This window comes from Pseudoalteromonas sp. HF66 (assembly GCF_011806445.1).
Classification (GTDB): domain Bacteria; phylum Pseudomonadota; class Gammaproteobacteria; order Enterobacterales; family Alteromonadaceae; genus Pseudoalteromonas; species Pseudoalteromonas apostichopi.
Genome location: NZ_JAATOU010000006.1, coordinates 127200 through 142536, shown reverse-complemented (window position 1 = coordinate 142536; position 15337 = coordinate 127200). Strand labels below are relative to the sequence as shown.

Annotated in this window: 15 protein-coding genes; 4 read left to right on the top strand and 11 right to left on the bottom strand. The window is 42.2% G+C overall.

All coding sequences use genetic code 11. The features are described from left to right. Positions 1-8: 8 nt before the first annotated feature. Complete coding sequence (locus HCZ11_RS08365) at positions 9-2678, bottom strand: bifunctional acetate--CoA ligase family protein/GNAT family N-acetyltransferase (protein ID WP_130049652.1); 2670 nt, start codon at positions 2676-2678, stop codon at positions 9-11. 169 nt (positions 2679-2847) lie between these two features. Here HCZ11_RS08365 and HCZ11_RS08360 point away from each other — a divergent pair, with 169 nt between their 5' ends. Continuing rightward, complete coding sequence (locus HCZ11_RS08360; RefSeq protein ID WP_167658197.1) at positions 2848-3564, top strand: SIMPL domain-containing protein; 717 nt, start codon at positions 2848-2850, stop codon at positions 3562-3564. Here the strand turns inward: HCZ11_RS08360 and HCZ11_RS08355 are convergent. The 9 genes from HCZ11_RS08355 to HCZ11_RS08315 form a co-directional block, all read right to left on the bottom strand. Next, a complete protein-coding gene (locus HCZ11_RS08355; protein WP_167658196.1) occupies positions 3553-4809 on the bottom strand; it encodes a lipopolysaccharide biosynthesis protein in 1257 nt (418 codons plus the stop codon). The genes HCZ11_RS08360 and HCZ11_RS08355 overlap by 12 nt on opposite strands. 4 nt (positions 4810-4813) lie before the next feature. Next, on the bottom strand, positions 4814-5497 hold the full coding sequence (locus tag HCZ11_RS08350) for a hypothetical protein (protein WP_167658195.1): 684 nt from the start codon (positions 5495-5497) through the stop codon (positions 4814-4816). Between the two features lie 99 nt (positions 5498-5596). After that, positions 5597-7432, bottom strand: coding sequence for a DUF885 family protein (locus tag HCZ11_RS08345; protein ID WP_130049648.1), 1836 nt, complete (start codon positions 7430-7432; stop codon positions 5597-5599). Positions 7433-7472: 40 nt separating this feature from the next. Next, the gene (gene hemW, locus HCZ11_RS08340) at positions 7473-8606 is read right to left on the bottom strand and encodes a radical SAM family heme chaperone HemW (RefSeq protein ID WP_130049647.1); all 1134 of its coding nucleotides are present in this window, start codon (positions 8604-8606) and stop codon (positions 7473-7475) included. Then, positions 8603-9202, bottom strand: coding sequence for an XTP/dITP diphosphatase (locus tag HCZ11_RS08335; RefSeq protein WP_167658194.1), 600 nt, complete (start codon positions 9200-9202; stop codon positions 8603-8605). Before HCZ11_RS08335 ends, hemW begins: the two co-directional genes overlap by 4 nt. 7 nt (positions 9203-9209) lie before the next feature. Beyond that, the gene (locus HCZ11_RS08330; RefSeq protein WP_167658193.1) at positions 9210-9650 is read right to left on the bottom strand and encodes a DUF4426 domain-containing protein; all 441 of its coding nucleotides are present in this window, start codon (positions 9648-9650) and stop codon (positions 9210-9212) included. 58 nt (positions 9651-9708) lie between these two features. Then, a complete protein-coding gene (locus tag HCZ11_RS08325) occupies positions 9709-10242 on the bottom strand; it encodes a YggT family protein (RefSeq protein WP_167658192.1) in 534 nt (177 codons plus the stop codon). A gap of 21 nt (positions 10243-10263) precedes the next feature. After that, positions 10264-11085, bottom strand: a complete 822-nt coding sequence (proC, locus tag HCZ11_RS08320) for a pyrroline-5-carboxylate reductase (protein WP_130049644.1) — start codon at positions 11083-11085, stop codon at positions 10264-10266. Between the two features lie 17 nt (positions 11086-11102). After that, positions 11103-11816 (bottom strand): YggS family pyridoxal phosphate-dependent enzyme, encoded by a 714-nt coding sequence (locus HCZ11_RS08315; RefSeq protein WP_167658191.1) that lies wholly within the window; start codon positions 11814-11816, stop codon positions 11103-11105. Between the two features lie 2 nt (positions 11817-11818). On the opposite strand from HCZ11_RS08315, the gene HCZ11_RS08310 reads away from it, so the two are divergent. From HCZ11_RS08310 to HCZ11_RS08300, 3 genes are read left to right on the top strand one after another with little or no spacing between them, the layout of a single operon-like run. Continuing rightward, positions 11819-12859: a type IV pilus twitching motility protein PilT gene (locus HCZ11_RS08310; protein WP_130049642.1), complete on the top strand. Its 1041-nt coding sequence runs from the start codon at positions 11819-11821 to the stop codon at positions 12857-12859. Between the two features lie 14 nt (positions 12860-12873). Further along, positions 12874-14007, top strand: a complete 1134-nt coding sequence (locus HCZ11_RS08305; protein ID WP_130049641.1) for a PilT/PilU family type 4a pilus ATPase — start codon at positions 12874-12876, stop codon at positions 14005-14007. Continuing rightward, positions 14008-14880 (top strand): hypothetical protein, encoded by an 873-nt coding sequence (locus HCZ11_RS08300; protein WP_167658190.1) that lies wholly within the window; start codon positions 14008-14010, stop codon positions 14878-14880. Here HCZ11_RS08300 and ruvX read toward each other — a convergent pair. Beyond that, positions 14877-15326, bottom strand: a complete 450-nt coding sequence (ruvX, locus tag HCZ11_RS08295; RefSeq protein ID WP_167658189.1) for a Holliday junction resolvase RuvX — start codon at positions 15324-15326, stop codon at positions 14877-14879. The genes HCZ11_RS08300 and ruvX overlap by 4 nt on opposite strands. Positions 15327-15337: the final 11 nt, after the last annotated feature.

Below are 15337 nucleotides of genomic sequence, written 5' to 3'. Positions count from 1 at the left end.
TCCATTTATTAGTTTAGTTTTAGCACCATATTAATGCTGCCTTCTTCAAAATCGCGGGTGATCTTAAACCCTAGTTTTCGTGCCAGCTCAATCATGCCAGTGTTTTCCGGCAGGGTGATCCCGGCAATTTGTTTAACGCCTTGGTTTTTACAATGCTCAATCGCGGCATTCATTAGTATTGTACCGAGCCCTAAACCTTGGCAGTCAGAGCGCACCACAATTGCAAACTCTGCATCTAGCTTGTCAGGATCCATCAACACCCTAGAAACCCCTAGTGTGCAGGCTGAGCCGTTTTGCTCTTGACTGACAATAAATGCCATTTCTCGGTCATAATCAATTTGCGTCATTTTTGCCAGCTGATCATGATTAAATTGCGGTAACTCACCAAAAAAGCGCTTATATCTGTCTTCTTTACTCAGTGACTGATCAAACTCTAAATGTGCTTGTTCATCTTCAGGTTTTATAGGTCTTAATTGTGCTTGAGTGTTATTTTTAAGAGTAACTTCTTTAACCAGTTCAATAGGGTAGGGGCGAATACACAAACGTTTACGATTTGCTTTTGCTTTATAACGGCTCAGGCCAATTGTCGCATCAAGTACTAAAAATTGTCCATTGCTGGCTAAAATAGGATTTAGTTCGACACTGATTATATCGGGTTGATCGATTACAAGCTGCGAGATACGAGTTAGCAAGGCGCATAAGCGATACTTATCGACTTTTTCTGGCAGAACACGGTCTTTAAGAACGCCCTTATCGTGCGCCGCAGCAATCAAGTATTTTGCCAAGTTCATATTAAGTGGTGGTAATGCCACTGCCGCTTGAGCGAATTCAAGTCCAGTTCCTGCTTCGCCCAGTAAAATTACTGGGCCAAAGTTCGGCTCTGTTTTAATAGCTATACGCAGCTCATTCGCACCTGCTCGCGGCGCCATTTTTTGCAGTGAAAAGCCTTCTATATGGGCATCAGGGTAGGTATTTTTGATTCGTAGCAGCATGGCAAAAGCTGTTTGCTCAACTTCTTGCGCATCATTTAAGTTAAGGACAACACCACCGACTTCTGATTTAGAGGGAATACTTGGGCTAATTAGTTTTAACGCTACCGGAAAGCCCAGCTCTATGGCTTGTTCTTTGGCTTCGGTTGGTGTGTAAGCAACTTCAGTTTGAATACAATCAATACCATAATGAGTGAGTATTTGGCTTGCTTCATGGGTTGATAAATAGCTTTGCTCTTCGGCTAAAAACTCATTTACGACTGTGCGTGCTGCGTCTTTATTTATTTTTGCATCATCGGTGTTTGATTCTGGCGTTTGCGTTAAATGCTTTTGGTTACGGCGATAACTTACCAAGTGCATAAACGCACCAACCGCACCTTCAGGTGTACGGTAAGTTGGAATGGCATTATTAGCGCAGACTTTACGTGCGGCATACGCAGCATCTTCACCCATAAAGTTTGTCATAACATAAGGGCGAGCCATCTTCGGGATTTTTTCTAAGGTTTCGACAATAATCTCAGCATAGTCTTCACTCGGTGCAAGCGCAGAAGGGGTATGAATGATCAGCAGGTTTTTGACTTCTTTGGCTTGCAGCAAAATTTCTAAGGCTTGTTGATAGCGCCTTGGTGCTGAGTCACCAAAAATATCCACCGGATTCGAGGTCATCTCTGATTGCGGGATCACTTTATTAAGCGCCGCTCTGGTCTCGTCGCTAAGCTCAGCTAGTTTTCCTGAGCTCTGTAATAGCGTATCCACTGCCATGACACCTGGGCCGCCACCATTTGTTAAGATAGTCAGTTGTTCGACTTTTAGTAATTTTGGGTGCATTGCCAGTGTTTGTGTAGCAGCAAAAAGCTCACGTAAGTCGTTTACCCTTAGCATACCTGCTCGCTGGAATAGCGCATCATAGACTGCATCTGAGCTTTGCTTGCCACCAGTATGGATCTCTGCAGCAAGAGCGCCCGCACTGGTTTTACCGGTTTTAATGGCAATGACGGGTTTACTAAACGCAGCGGCTCTAGCTGCGGAAATAAAGCTACGAATATCTTCAATATTATCGATATACAACAAGATAGCTTTGGTTTTTGCATCTCGGCCTAAAAAGTCGAGTAACTCATCAAAGTCGATATCAAGGCAGTCACCGACAGACACAAAATATGAAAAGCCAATCTCTTTATTTTTGGCCCAATCAAGGATTGTTGAACAAACGGCAGCTGATTGGGATACAAAGGCGAGTTTTCCTGGACTGGCAATCGTATGTGAAAAACTGGCATTTAAGCCGATATGAGGAATGAGTAAGCCTAAGCAGTTAGGTCCTAGTAAAGACACATTTGCTTGAGTTGCAGCCTCTTTTAATGCTTGTTTTTGTTCTACATTTAAACCCGCAGCAATCACCACCGCATGTTTACAGCCAAGCTCACCAAGTTCATTAATGATGTTGATTAAGGTATTTTTGTTAGTACAAATAACGGCAAGGTCGGGTACTTTTGGCAGTGCAGCAATGCTTGGATAGGCTAATACCCCGTGTACAGCGCTGTGATTTAAACTAACCGGCATGATCGGGCCTTTAAAGCCCCCTTGTAGCAAATTGCGCATCACCACAAAACCCGCTCGATTAGGGGAATTTGAGGCGCCAATGACCGCGACCGATTTAGGATTAAAAAAATGGCTAATACGTTTAACGCTCATGCTGTTTCCTTCGCTTGCGCTGTTTGTTAAAACTTCAGGGTCTGTTAAGTTTAATACACCCAAACTAGAACCGACACGCTTCTAAAGTATTAAAAGTGATACTCATAAGATAACCTGTTTATAACTACTTTTCGAGTCAAAAACAGTGACCTACATCAAGGAGAAAAGCATGAATAAAGCGCAACCATTTAATATCGTTATTGCAGCGTGTGCATTAGCGGTTGGTTTACTTGGATTAGGTTTTATTTTGAAAAGTGCGGCCCTTGATGTAAAGGGTATGGAGCGCACTGTCCACGTTAAAGGTTTAGCTGAAATGGAAGTGCCAGCTGACACCGTTATTTGGCCATTACAGTTTTCAGATGCCGACAATAATCTTGAAAAATTAGTTGGTCGAGTTGAAGAGAAAAGCGATGCGGTTGTGGCTTTTTTAAAGTTACATGGTTTTAGTGATGAAGAAATAAGTCTTGGTAGTCAATCCATTATTGATAAGCAAGCCCGTGAATATGGCGGCGAGAATCAGCAGTTTCGTTATATTGCCCGTAATAATGTCATTGTTTATTCAAATGACATCGAAAAAGTGCGACATGCCTTAGGTGCAGTAAGCCAATTAGCGAAGCAAGGCATCGCGATAGTACAAGACAATTACGAAACGCGTATTCAATATTTATTTAATGGCTTAAATGAAATTAAGCCAAATATGATTCAAGAAGCAACCGAAAAAGCCCGCGAAGTGGCAATGAAATTTGCCAAAGATTCACAGTCTAAATTAGGTAAAATTAAAACAGCGCGTCAGGGGCAGTTTTCAATAACAGATAGAGATTCAAACACACCTCAGCTGAAAAAAGTGCGTGTTGTTACCAGTGTTGAATATTATCTATCTGACTAAACCCAATACCACAGATAAAGGCAGCCGCATGCGTGTGCATACAATAACCATGCGGCAAAGCGCACCTAGCATAAAGCCACCACTAAATGCCACAGCCACCCCCAATAAGCCAAACTGATCTTTTAACAGTACTGCCATTAAAACCGTGACACTGGTTGCGCCAAGTAATACGTACAAGTTGATAAGCGGGTTCCCTTTTAACTTGATCATGCTACTGGCTAAAATTCTTGCTGGTAATAACAGCTGCCCGAGTAACAGCAGCATTAAAATCCAAAACCCTTCTTGCAATTGGCTTTCGCCATAGAGAGTGAGTAGTGGCTTTGCGAGCAGGGCGAGTAGAAAAATAGCGGCAAAGTTAAAACGCCATACCACTTTCATTAACTCGCTAAGTTGCTGCTCGGTCGTCTCATCAGCCATTAAAATGGGTTTTAAATATTGGTTGGCAGCATTGCCTAAAATAGTCAGTAAGCCAGCAATCACTACTGCAGGAAAGAAGATACTCACGCCTTGTGCACCAAACCAGTGATGCACCAGTAAGACATCGAGTTTTGCTACCAACACGGTTCCTGCGCCACTGGCGAGCATGATCAATGAGTCTTTACACCATTGCTTGGTTTGGTAGCGGGCAGTGCTTGCGACGATCATTTTTTTGATTAACCAATATTGATAAATGACCACACATAAGATGCTACAAAACAACAGGATACAAATCTCGACTAAAGATAAGTCACCACGTATTAGATAGACTAAAAAGCAAAACCCAGCCGTTAGCAATTCAAAAATACACTGCTGCGTTATCAGGCCAATTTGGGGTTTGTTTAAAGCCACTAAAAAAGCAGATTGGCTTTGCATAATGGCGCCAATTGGCACCAGTAATAGTAAATAAACCACATGCTCTTGGGCGCTTTGGTGTGGTGAAATAGCCTGAAAGCTAATCACCACAGCAGCGACAAAAATCACCCCGAATAAACAAGATGCAGCTAAATAAACATGTTTTAAGCCGCGTAATAACTCATGTTGCTGAGCCTTGAAGAGCGGATAGCTAATACGCATTAAAGACGATGCAAAACCCATGCTCGCGGGTAATAAAAGAATTTCACAAAGTGCGAGTAATGCCGCGAACGTGCCAAACTCATCAGTACTTAATAACCTTGCAAGGCACAAGGTAAGTACAATACGGCTACCGTGGTTAAGGGCTGTAAAGCTGCTGAGCGATAAAAACGCTTTAACAACATCCTTATTCATGGAGTTATTTATTGAGCGCGTTTAATAACTGCGCCGTTGGCACCTGCAAATAGGCCGCACACAGTAGAACTTTGCTATCAGTACTCGTTGGTTTATTGGCACTGTAAAAATGCTTGAGAGTATTTATCAAGGCACTGACAGCAGTTGGGCTATGGCTTTGGTCTACTTCCATCATGGCTAATAATGCTGAAAACTCATGTTTTGCTAGCATTTGGGTTGTCGTGTTTTGCGCTATAAAGCAACCAATAGGGGTGAGCTGCTGCTTATTTAATGTTTTTAACGCACTTCCTAGGCTCTCGTTGCTTTCAAATAACATTAACGAGCGCAAATAATTAAAGGGCAGTTTATCGGGCTGACACTGAGTAAATAAATGATGTAGTAGGGTATTCCCTTGGTTGTCTGTTACGCAAAAGGCATTTTGAAACTTAAGGCCTGGAGTGAAAAAACTCAATTTATCGATATCATCAATCAAGCCCACAGCTTCACTTGGTAGCGGGCTTGCTTCGAGTAAATGCGCTGCAACATTTTGTAAAAACAAATATTTAACTTCACTACTGCAAGCTAATTGATAGATATGTTGTAATTGTGCCGCTTGCAAAACCCCCGATAAACTTTGGTAATCGGCAATGAGTTCTTTTAACTGATGATGTTGTAGTCGGCTGTTCAATTGCTCAATCGCGCTTTGCATGGAAATACTCGCTTTTTATTATTTATACATTTATAGCTCAACTACTTGTTTAAATAAATAAAAAAGGCCGCTGAGCGGCCTTTTTCAAGTCTTTATTGTTTAAGCTGCCTGTTTCTTAGCAACCCATTGGTCAACAAACTTCTCAAGTACGTTTAATGGTACTGCACCATTTTTAAGTACTACGTCGTGGAATTCACGAATATCGAATTTATCGCCTAGTTTTTCTTTAGCCGCTTCACGAAGCTCTAAAATTTTCAGCATGCCCACTTTGTATGCCGTTGCTTGTGAAGGCATTACAATGTGACGCTCAACCATTTTAACGCCATCAGACGTCGCATTTGGTGTGTTATTTACGTAGTAGTCGATACCTTCTTGACGAGTCCACTTCATAGCATGGATACCTGTATCTACTACTAGGCGACATGCACGCCATAATTCCATCGCAAGACGACCAAAATCTGAATATGGGTCTTCGTATAAGCCCATTTCTTTTGGTACTAGCTCAGAGTATAAACCCCAACCTTCAACATAGGCTGTGTAGCCGCCAAACTTACGGAACTTAGGCACACCTTCAAGCTCTTGCGCGATAGCAATTTGCATGTGGTGACCTGGAATACCTTCGTGGTATGCAAGTGCTTCCATTTGGTATGTTGGCATTGCTTCCATATCGTAAAGGTTTGCGTAATAAATACCTGGGCGTGAACCATCTGGTGCAGGTTGTTGGTAGAACGCTTTACCTGCTGCTTTTTCGCGGAATGCTTCAACAGCTTTAACCTTAAGGTCTGCTTTTGGCTTAACTATGAATAGCTCGTCTAGACGAGACTTCATGTTATCGATAAGTGCTGTTGCCTCATCAAGGTAACGTTGTTTACCTTCAGCGGTATTCGGGTAGTAGAACTGCTTATCAGTTTTCATGAATTGCATGAATGCTTTAAGGTCACCTTTAAAGCCTACTTTGTCCTTAATCTCACGCATTTCGTCGTGAATACGCGCGACTTCAGCTAAACCGATTGTGTGAATTTCTTTCGCTGTTAAATCAGTTGTTGTGGTACGTGCTAGCGCATTGTTGTAGAACGCTTCGCCGTCAGGGAATTTCCAAGCACCATCACGGTCATCAGCGCGCTTTTCTAACTGAGCTAAGAAGTTAATTAGTTTAGTGTAAGAAGGTTTTACTGCTGCTTTTAAGGCTTTTTCTGCATCGCTGATAAGTGCTGATTTTTCGCTGTCGGCAATCTCTAATGCGTTTACTTTACGTTTAAAGTCAGCAAGTAACGTTGAGTCTTCACCATCATGGAATGGTGCGCCGCGTAAGATATTATTGCTTGAATCAATTACGTGTGGGAAAACAAACTTAGGGGCGATAATGCCTTTATCTGCACGTACTTCAAGGTCTTTGATTAGTTGATCAATAACCGTTGTAACACCATTTAAACGTGAGATATACGCTTTAGCATCTGACACATCAGCAATTTGATGTTGGTTGATTAAAAACGCTGGGATCATCGAGTGAACACCAAACATTTGGTTCACTGGGTAGTTGTAATGACGCCATTTGAAATCAGCAATTTCGTTTTCTAAATCTTGCTTTTTAAGGTCGTAGCTTACTTTCGTCGCGTCATCTAATAGGTCACGGTTAATTGCCTTAAGCGCAACTAGATCAGCTTTAGTTTGTTCAAAGTCTTCTAAAACGCGCTCTTCACTGCCATCGTCCCATTTGTCGTAATCTTTTTTGATGCCCATGTATGTTTGATAGATAGGGCTTTTCATTACATCACGGTTAAAAGTATCTTCGAAGAAGGCATTTGCTTTATCGATTTCACTTTGTACAGGTTGGCTTTGTACACTTGGTGCAGGCTTCGGTTGCTCTTGCATTTGTTGGCAGCCGCCAAGTAATGCAACACTTACCGCCGCAGCGATGAAGGTCAGTTTACGCATTATCGTTCCTTTGTAGTTGTTAGAAATTTAATTATAATTCTTAAACGAATAATTCTAGCAGGTCATTTAAAAAGCGGTGGCCTTTTTGGCTTACCTGCCAGTTATCTTTATCATCAATTAGTAAGCCTTTTGCAATTGCATCAGTCAAGGCTTGTTCCTGACTTGGCAGTGACAAACTTGTAAGCAAAGGTAAATCAGCTTTGGGGCAGGGTTCGACTAAACGAAAACGATTCATAAAGAATTCAAAAGCTAAGTCGTCTTCTGCTACTTGCCATTGTTCGTATAAATACGGTTTGGCAAGATCCATATAACCTCGTGGGTGTTTTACTTTCACCGTACGGGTGATGACTTTATTTTCATCGGTAATTTTACCATGTGCACCGCAGCCGATACCGAGATAATCGCCAAATCGCCAATAATTCAAGTTATGACGGCATTGGTAGCCGGGCTTCGCGTAGCCTGAGATCTCGTATTGCTCATAACCTGCAGCTGCCAGCAATGCTTGACCTTGTTCTTGAATATCCCACAGAGTGTCGTCATGCGGTAAGGTCGGTGGCTTAGAAGCAAATTGAGTATTCGGCTCAATCGTTAGTTGATACCAAGATATGTGTGGAGGATTAAGCGCGATGATTTTTTCAAGGTCGCTTAAGGCATCTTCAAGAGATTGTCCGGGTAAGCCATGCATTAAATCAAGGTTAAAGCTATTTAACCCCGCTTGGTGTGCCTGTTTAGCTGCATAGCTTGCTTCGTCAGCACCATGAATACGGCCAAGGGCTTTTAGCTTGTCATTTTGCATGCTTTGTACGCCAATCGAAATACGATTGATGCCAGCGGCAACATACTCTTTAAAGCGACCTGTTTCGACGGTACCGGGATTAGCCTCTAGGGTAACTTCACAGTCATCACTTAGGCCAATTAATCTGTCGACTTCACCTAGTAAGCGGGTATAAGCGTCACCCGTTAATAAGCTTGGGGTACCGCCACCAATAAATATGCTGTGGATTTTACGCCCTTGCACTAAGTGCAAGTCGGCCTTGAGATCATCAATTAGATGCTGAACATATTCTTTTTCGGGGATTGTGCCTTTTTGGCCATGGCTATTAAAGTCACAGTATGGGCACTTTTGCACGCACCAAGGCACGTGCACATATAAACTTAAAGGCGGTAAACTCACAGGCCGCCTTTTTGCTGCAATTGCGCAAGTAGTTGTTTTAAAGCTTGGCCGCGATGGCTAAGGGCATTTTTTTGCTCCTTAGTTAACTGAGCGCTAGTGCATTGCTCAGACGGTACGTAAAAAACAGGATCATAACCAAATCCACCCTGACCATCTTGGCTATGGGTGATTTCGCCTTCCCAACTGGCACTACAAATAAGTGGTGTAGGGTCGTCGGCGTGGCGCATTAATACCAAAACACACCAAAAACGCGCACTGCGAACTGGGTTATCAGCAAGCTCTTTTAATAGCTTGTCGATATTATCTTGATCGCTTGCACCCGTTCCGGCAAAGCGTGCAGAGTATACACCCGGTGCACCATTTAGGCCGTCAACTTCAAGACCTGAGTCATCAGCAATAGCGGGCATGCCAGTGATCTTTGCAGCATGGCGCGCTTTAATAATGGCGTTTTCAACAAATGTGGTGCCTGTTTCAGGCACGTCTGGTACTTGAAAATCGCTTTGTGGAACCACGTTAATATTAAGAGGGCTGAGCATACTTGCCAACTCTTTTACTTTGCCAGGGTTACCCGTGGCTAAAACCAAGGTGTTATTCATAGGTCTATTAATCTACGTAAAATTTTTGCTGAAACTTCAGCGTTTGTACTTTGCCATTTTGATTTATTTCGATATCAAAACGGTAGATTTCTTCGTTGCTATAATCGATTTGAGCTAGGTAATAAATTGCATCGCCTTCAACAACTTCTTTAAATTTAAGCGGCTTTTTATTACCAAGCAAATTACGTGCTGTGCCTGTTAAAGTTGCAGTCTGTGCTGTTTTATCGCTGTTTTTTAATACCGAAATATTAATAATCCCTTTGCTAGGGCTACGCTCTAAATCGTAGTTTTTGGCGATATTAGGCTGGATAAAGGTCGATGGAAATGCAATGTAGTGAACTTCCCAAGGGCCAAGTACCTTGTACTGAGCGCCTGCCTGTTCATCCGCTTTGGCATAGCTTGTAAATAAACTTAATACAATTAAAGAAAAATAAATAAATTGCTTCATGGTATATCTCACTTAACAAAAGAGGCCTTTCGGCCCCTTACTGCGTCACGTTAAACGTTTAGCCAATTAAATCCAACAATAGAAACTGTAAAAACTGTAGACCAATAATCAACACTAAGATTGATAAGTCTAAACCACCTAGTGGTGGAATAACCTTACGAATAGGGCGTAACATAGGTTCAGTTAGCTGGTGGAATACAGCTTCAATTGGGTTGTAACCCTGGCTTACCCAGCTTAGTAAAGCACGAATAATTAAAACCCAAAATAGTATGTTTAACCCTTCTTTAACGACAGTTATTAAAGCCTGAATAAATACCGGACCTGGCGCCCAAGCATTATAAAACATCAGAAAAATAACACTGAGTTTCGCTACTGCAACTAAATAAGCAAGCACTAACGAAGCAATATCAAAGCCACCCACTCCTGGAATAATTTTACGAAGCGGGTTTACTGCGAACGAAGTGGCTTTCACCACAAACTGGCTCATAGGATTGTAAAAGTCAGCTTTTGCCGCTTGTAACCAAAAGCGTAAAAGGACCACCATTAAAAAGAGATCAAAAATAATCCCAACTAAAAAGTGCATGGCTTGCATAATTTTACCTTAAAAGTAAGCTTAAAGTTCTTTTTCCATCGCTTCAGCGCGGGCTATACAGGCATCCATTGCATCTGCAACAGTACCTACTAAACCTTGTGATTTTAAATGCTCAACCGCTTCGTGAGTGGTACCACCTTTAGAGGTTACATTTGCACGTAGCTGAGCAATACTGATGTCTGGTTGCGAAAGTGCCATTTCGGCTGCGCCTAATGCAGTTTGTTGTACTAAACGGCGCGCATCTTCATCACTAAAGCCAAGTGCTTTAGCTTTTTCTTCGATAGCTTCCATAAATAAGAAGAAGTAAGCAGGTGATGAACCTGTAACAGCGATGATGTCGTTGATTTGTGACTCTTGCTCAACCCAAACAACAATGCCTGTACACTCAAAAACTTGTTGTACAAACTTGTGCTCTTCAGCGGTTTCGCCTGCGCCATATAGACCTGAAACACCACGACCGAGTAATGATGGTGTATTAGGCATACAACGCACCATTTTCACGTCTTGACCTAGCATTTCACGTAAACGGTTTACGCTAAGGCCCGCTGCCACTGAAATAAATAGCTTGTCGCTAAAATCAACGCCAGAGTCTTGGAATGATTGGCAAAGATCGCCCATCATTTGTGGTTTAACAGATAAGACAATTACATCAGCATCGCGAAGTGCCGCGTTGTTATCCGCGGTAGTTTGCACCCCGAAATCAGCAGCAACCTTAGCTAATTTTTCTTGGTTGCGATTGGTTGCAATGATGTTTTTAGCTGCAAAACCGTTCTTTACCATGCCGCCAATGATGGCGTAGCTCATGTTACCCGTGCCTATAAATGCGATTTTTTTGTCTGACATATGTCTGTTATCACCTTTTAATTTCGTTGGCCAAATATATCCGTGCCAATGCGTACCATGGTTGAACCCGCAGCAATCGCCGCTTCAACATCGTTACTCATACCCATCGACAAGGTGTCTACTTGGGGATATTGGGCCTTTAGTTTATCAAAGCAAGCGCTTAATTGCTCAAAATATTGTAATTGTAGCTGGGCATCGTCGGTTTTGGCAGGAATTGCCATCACACCGCGCAAGCACAAATTAGGGCATTGACTGATAAATTCGGCCAGTGCCATTAGCTCGTCTGGGTGGCAGCCTGACTTAGCCTCTTCTAAACTAATATTAACTTGAATTAATACATTGAGCGGGGCTTTGTCGGCTGGCCGTTGCTCATTAAGACGTTTTGCAATTTTTGTGCGGTCAACACTTTGCACCCAATCAAAATGAGAGGCTACTTGAGCACTTTTATTTGATTGAATAGGGCCAATAAAGTGCCAAATAATGTCTTTATAATCAGCCAATGCTGTTACTTTTGTTACCGCTTCTTGGACATAAGATTCGCCGAACTGGCGTTGGCCATGCTCATAGGCAGCAATAATATCGTCGGCAGGTTTTGTTTTTGAAACAGCCAATAGGTTGATTGATTGCTCATCGCGGCGATTATTTTTTGCAGCTTGAGCAATTCTTGCGTAGGCGGATGTAAGTCGTTCTGCTATTGTAACCATATAATTATCAGTTGGTTGTGGAGTCATAAATGGATATTACCGAATTATTGGCCTTTAGTGTGCAACACAAAGCCTCGGATTTACACTTGTCATCAGGCGTATCACCTATGATACGTGTTGATGGTGATGTGCGTCGTATTAATATTCCAGCATTAGAACAAAAAGATGTAAATAGTCTGGTATACGATATTATGAACGATAATCAGCGTAAGGACTACGAACAAAATCTCGAAGTGGATTTTTCTTTTGAAGTACCAAACCTTGCGCGTTTTCGTGTAAACGCATTTAACTCAAACCGTGGCCCAGCGGCGGTGTTTCGTACTATCCCAAGTGATGTTTTAACGCTTGATGACTTAGGTGCGCCTGATATTTTTAAAACCATTTCCGATAATCCGCGTGGTTTAGTGTTGGTTACAGGCCCGACTGGTTCTGGTAAATCAACTACCTTAGCGGCGATGGTTGATTATATTAATCAACATAAGCATCACCATATTTTAACTATCGAAGATCCTATCGAATTCGTGCACGAGAATAAGCTGAGTCTCATTAACCAACGCGAAGTTCACCGTGACACGCATAGCTTCTCTAATGCACTTAGAAGCGCATTACGTGAAGATCCGGATGTAATCTTGGTGGGTGAGCTTCGTGACCTTGAAACAATTCGCTTAGCGATGACCGCGGCAGAAACAGGTCACTTGGTGTTTGGTACCTTGCATACTACTTCTGCACCAAAAACTATCGACCGTATCATTGACGTATTCCCTGGTGAAGAAAAAGACATGGTGCGTTCAATGTTGTCTGAATCACTACGTGCCGTAATATCACAAACCTTACTTAAAAAAGTGGGCGGTGGCCGAGTAGCAGCCCATGAAATCATGATAGGTATTCCTGCTATCCGAAACCTAATCCGAGAAGATAAAATCGCGCAAATGTATTCATCAATTCAAACCGGTGCGTCCCATGGAATGCAGACCATGGATCAATGTTTAGCAAGCTTAGTTAACTTCGGTATTATTACAACCAATGATGCGCGTGCTAAAGCACAGGATAAAACCCAGTTTGGTGGTTAACGGAGTTATTTAAAATGTCTTTACCTTTAAATCATTTTTTACAAGTTATGATCGACAAAAAAGCGTCTGACTTGTTTGTTTCTAGCCAACTGCCTGTCAGTGCAAAAATAAACGGTGAGCTAGTACATCTTACCGACGAAAAGCTTTCTGATGAAGCTTCACTCGATTTGGTTGAGTCAGCCATGAGCGATAAGCAGCGTAAAGAATTTCATGATACTAAAGAGTGTAACTTTGCGATTGCAACTGATGAGGGCCGTTTCCGTGTTTCTGCTTTTTGGCAGCGTGACAGAGCTGGTATGGTTATTCGTCGTATCGTGACTCAGATACCTGATGTCAATGAGCTAGGGTTGCCGTCAACCTTAACCGATGTGATTATGGCTAAACGTGGTTTAGTTCTGTTTGTGGGTGGTACAGGTACGGGTAAATCGACCTCGCTCGCTGCGCTTTTAGGTTATCGTAACCGCAACCAGCGAGGTCATATTTTAACGATTGAAGATCCTATTGAATTTGTTCACGAGCATCGTAAAAGTATCATTACTCAACGTGAAGTAGGTTTAGATACAGAAAGCTTCGAATCAGCGCTAAAAAGCTCGTTGCGTCAAGCGCCTGATGTAATCTTAATTGGTGAAATACGCTCACAAGAAACCATGGAGTATGCATTAAGCTTTGCAGAAACAGGTCACTTGTGTGTGGCAACACTGCATGCGAATAATGCTAACCAAGCAATCGACCGTATTATGCACTTAGTACCTAAAGAAAAGCACGATAAGTTAAAATACGACTTAGCACTTAACCTTCGCGCTATTGTTGCTCAGCAGTTGGTTCCAACTGCCGATGGCGAAGGACGTGTAGCTGCTATCGAAATTTTGCTAAATTCACCTATGGTGGCAGAGCTTATTAAAAAAGGTGATGTTGGTTCTATCAAAGAAACCATGGCGAAATCGAAAGAAATGGGTATGCAGACCTTTGATCAAGCATTGTTTGAGCTTTATAAGCAGCGTCGCATTAACTACGCCGATGCGTTGCATCATGCTGATTCGCCAAATGACCTACGCTTAATGATTAAGCTACAAAACAATGAGCAAAGTGGCGCAGGCTTTTTACAAGGCGTGACTATCGATGGTCTTGATGGAAAGAGTGACACATAAATGGGATTGCGAGTAAGTTTAATCAGCTGGTTATTACTATTAGTGAGTACGTTTCATGTATACGGTAATGACAATAAAGGTGTGGTTATTTTTATTCGCGATGATGTTTATGACGATTACAGTCGCTTTTTGAATGGTCGTAAGCCTATTGAAGTTAAAGACTTCAGTGGTGCTTACATTCGTCGCGATGTAGTCGATATGATCATAGCTCAACAAGCATTGAATATAGGCGGCTACACTAAGCCATTTCGCTACCACAAAGGTAATGCTAATTACCGTAATACCAAGCTGTTAGAAGATGGCCAGCTTTTACTCAGCTTTGATAGTGTATGGTCTGTTGATGCAAAGTCGCTTGCAGAGTCGGTGTACATATCAGAGCCTGTGATTCGAAATGGTGAGTATTTTGCGGGCATTTTTACCTCACCGAACAATAAAAAAGCGCTGCAAATAAAACAGCTTACTGACTTTAAGCAATTAACTGCGGTGTCAACGCCACGCTGGCAAACCGATTGGCAAACGTTATCGGCTCTGCCACTGAAAGAATTACTTAGAGAAGACGAGTGGCTAGGACAAGTCCGCACTGTATCGATGCAGTGGGTTGATTTTATGATGATGCCCCTGATGCCCAGCCTCAATAATCGTTATTCCTTAGAGAATATTGAATTGGTTGCTGTGCCTAACCTTTTACTTCAGCTTAAAGATAGCCGCCACTTTATCATTTCGAAGAGTCATCCCGATGGCAAAGAAGCCTTTGCTGCAATTCAAAAAGGGCTTGCACAACTTCGTCAATCAGGTGCAATTGAAAAAGCCTACCGAGAGGCAGGCTTTATTCCAGATTTAAAAGACTATATTGTGATTAACGAAGAGCGCTAGTCGCCGTAAAATTGTTCAAAGAAGCTTTCTAAGATGATCACTGCAGACATGTTATCAACATTGCCTTTACCAAGGTTTCGATAGCCACCTTGTTCGAATAAACGGGCTTTGGCATCTGCAGTTGTTAGTCGTTCGTCATGAGTTTCAACCGGAATAGCAAAGTGGTTGTGTAAGCGATTAGAGAACTTCTTCGCTTTAAAGGTCACCTCTTGATTCGTACCATCCATATTAAGCGGTAAACCAACCACCATTAAATCAGGTTGCCATTCGTCCACTTGCTTTTTAATGAGCTGCCAATCAGGAATACCATCTTTCGCTTTTACTGCTTGTAAGCTTGATGCTGTTCCTGTGAGTTCTTGACCTATAGCTATACCAATGCTTTTGGTTCCAAAGTCAAAACCCATTACGGTGCGTTCACCCACCGGCTTAAAAGTTCGTTTTGTCATAGTCTTAAAAT

Bases quoted from the DNA above. Each gene is read 5' to 3' on its own strand.
- HCZ11_RS08365 (WP_130049652.1), bottom strand. From the start codon at position 2,678: ATGAGCGTTAAACGTATTAGCCATTTTTTTAATCCTAAATCGGTCGCG.
- HCZ11_RS08360 (WP_167658197.1), top strand. From the start codon at position 2,848: ATGAATAAAGCGCAACCATTTAATATCGTTATTGCAGCGTGTGCATTA.
- HCZ11_RS08355 (WP_167658196.1), bottom strand. From the start codon at position 4,809: ATGAATAAGGATGTTGTTAAAGCGTTTTTATCGCTCAGCAGCTTTACA.
- HCZ11_RS08350 (WP_167658195.1), bottom strand. From the start codon at position 5,497: ATGCAAAGCGCGATTGAGCAATTGAACAGCCGACTACAACATCATCAG.
- HCZ11_RS08345 (WP_130049648.1), bottom strand. From the start codon at position 7,432: ATGCGTAAACTGACCTTCATCGCTGCGGCGGTAAGTGTTGCATTACTT.
- HCZ11_RS08335 (WP_167658194.1), bottom strand. From the start codon at position 9,202: ATGAATAACACCTTGGTTTTAGCCACGGGTAACCCTGGCAAAGTAAAA.
- HCZ11_RS08330 (WP_167658193.1), bottom strand. From the start codon at position 9,650: ATGAAGCAATTTATTTATTTTTCTTTAATTGTATTAAGTTTATTTACA.
- HCZ11_RS08325 (WP_167658192.1), bottom strand. From the start codon at position 10,242: ATGCAAGCCATGCACTTTTTAGTTGGGATTATTTTTGATCTCTTTTTA.
- proC (WP_130049644.1), bottom strand. From the start codon at position 11,085: ATGTCAGACAAAAAAATCGCATTTATAGGCACGGGTAACATGAGCTAC.
- HCZ11_RS08315 (WP_167658191.1), bottom strand. From the start codon at position 11,816: ATGACTCCACAACCAACTGATAATTATATGGTTACAATAGCAGAACGA.
- HCZ11_RS08310 (WP_130049642.1), top strand. From the start codon at position 11,819: ATGGATATTACCGAATTATTGGCCTTTAGTGTGCAACACAAAGCCTCG.
- HCZ11_RS08305 (WP_130049641.1), top strand. From the start codon at position 12,874: ATGTCTTTACCTTTAAATCATTTTTTACAAGTTATGATCGACAAAAAA.
- HCZ11_RS08300 (WP_167658190.1), top strand. From the start codon at position 14,008: ATGGGATTGCGAGTAAGTTTAATCAGCTGGTTATTACTATTAGTGAGT.
- ruvX (WP_167658189.1), bottom strand. From the start codon at position 15,326: ATGACAAAACGAACTTTTAAGCCGGTGGGTGAACGCACCGTAATGGGT.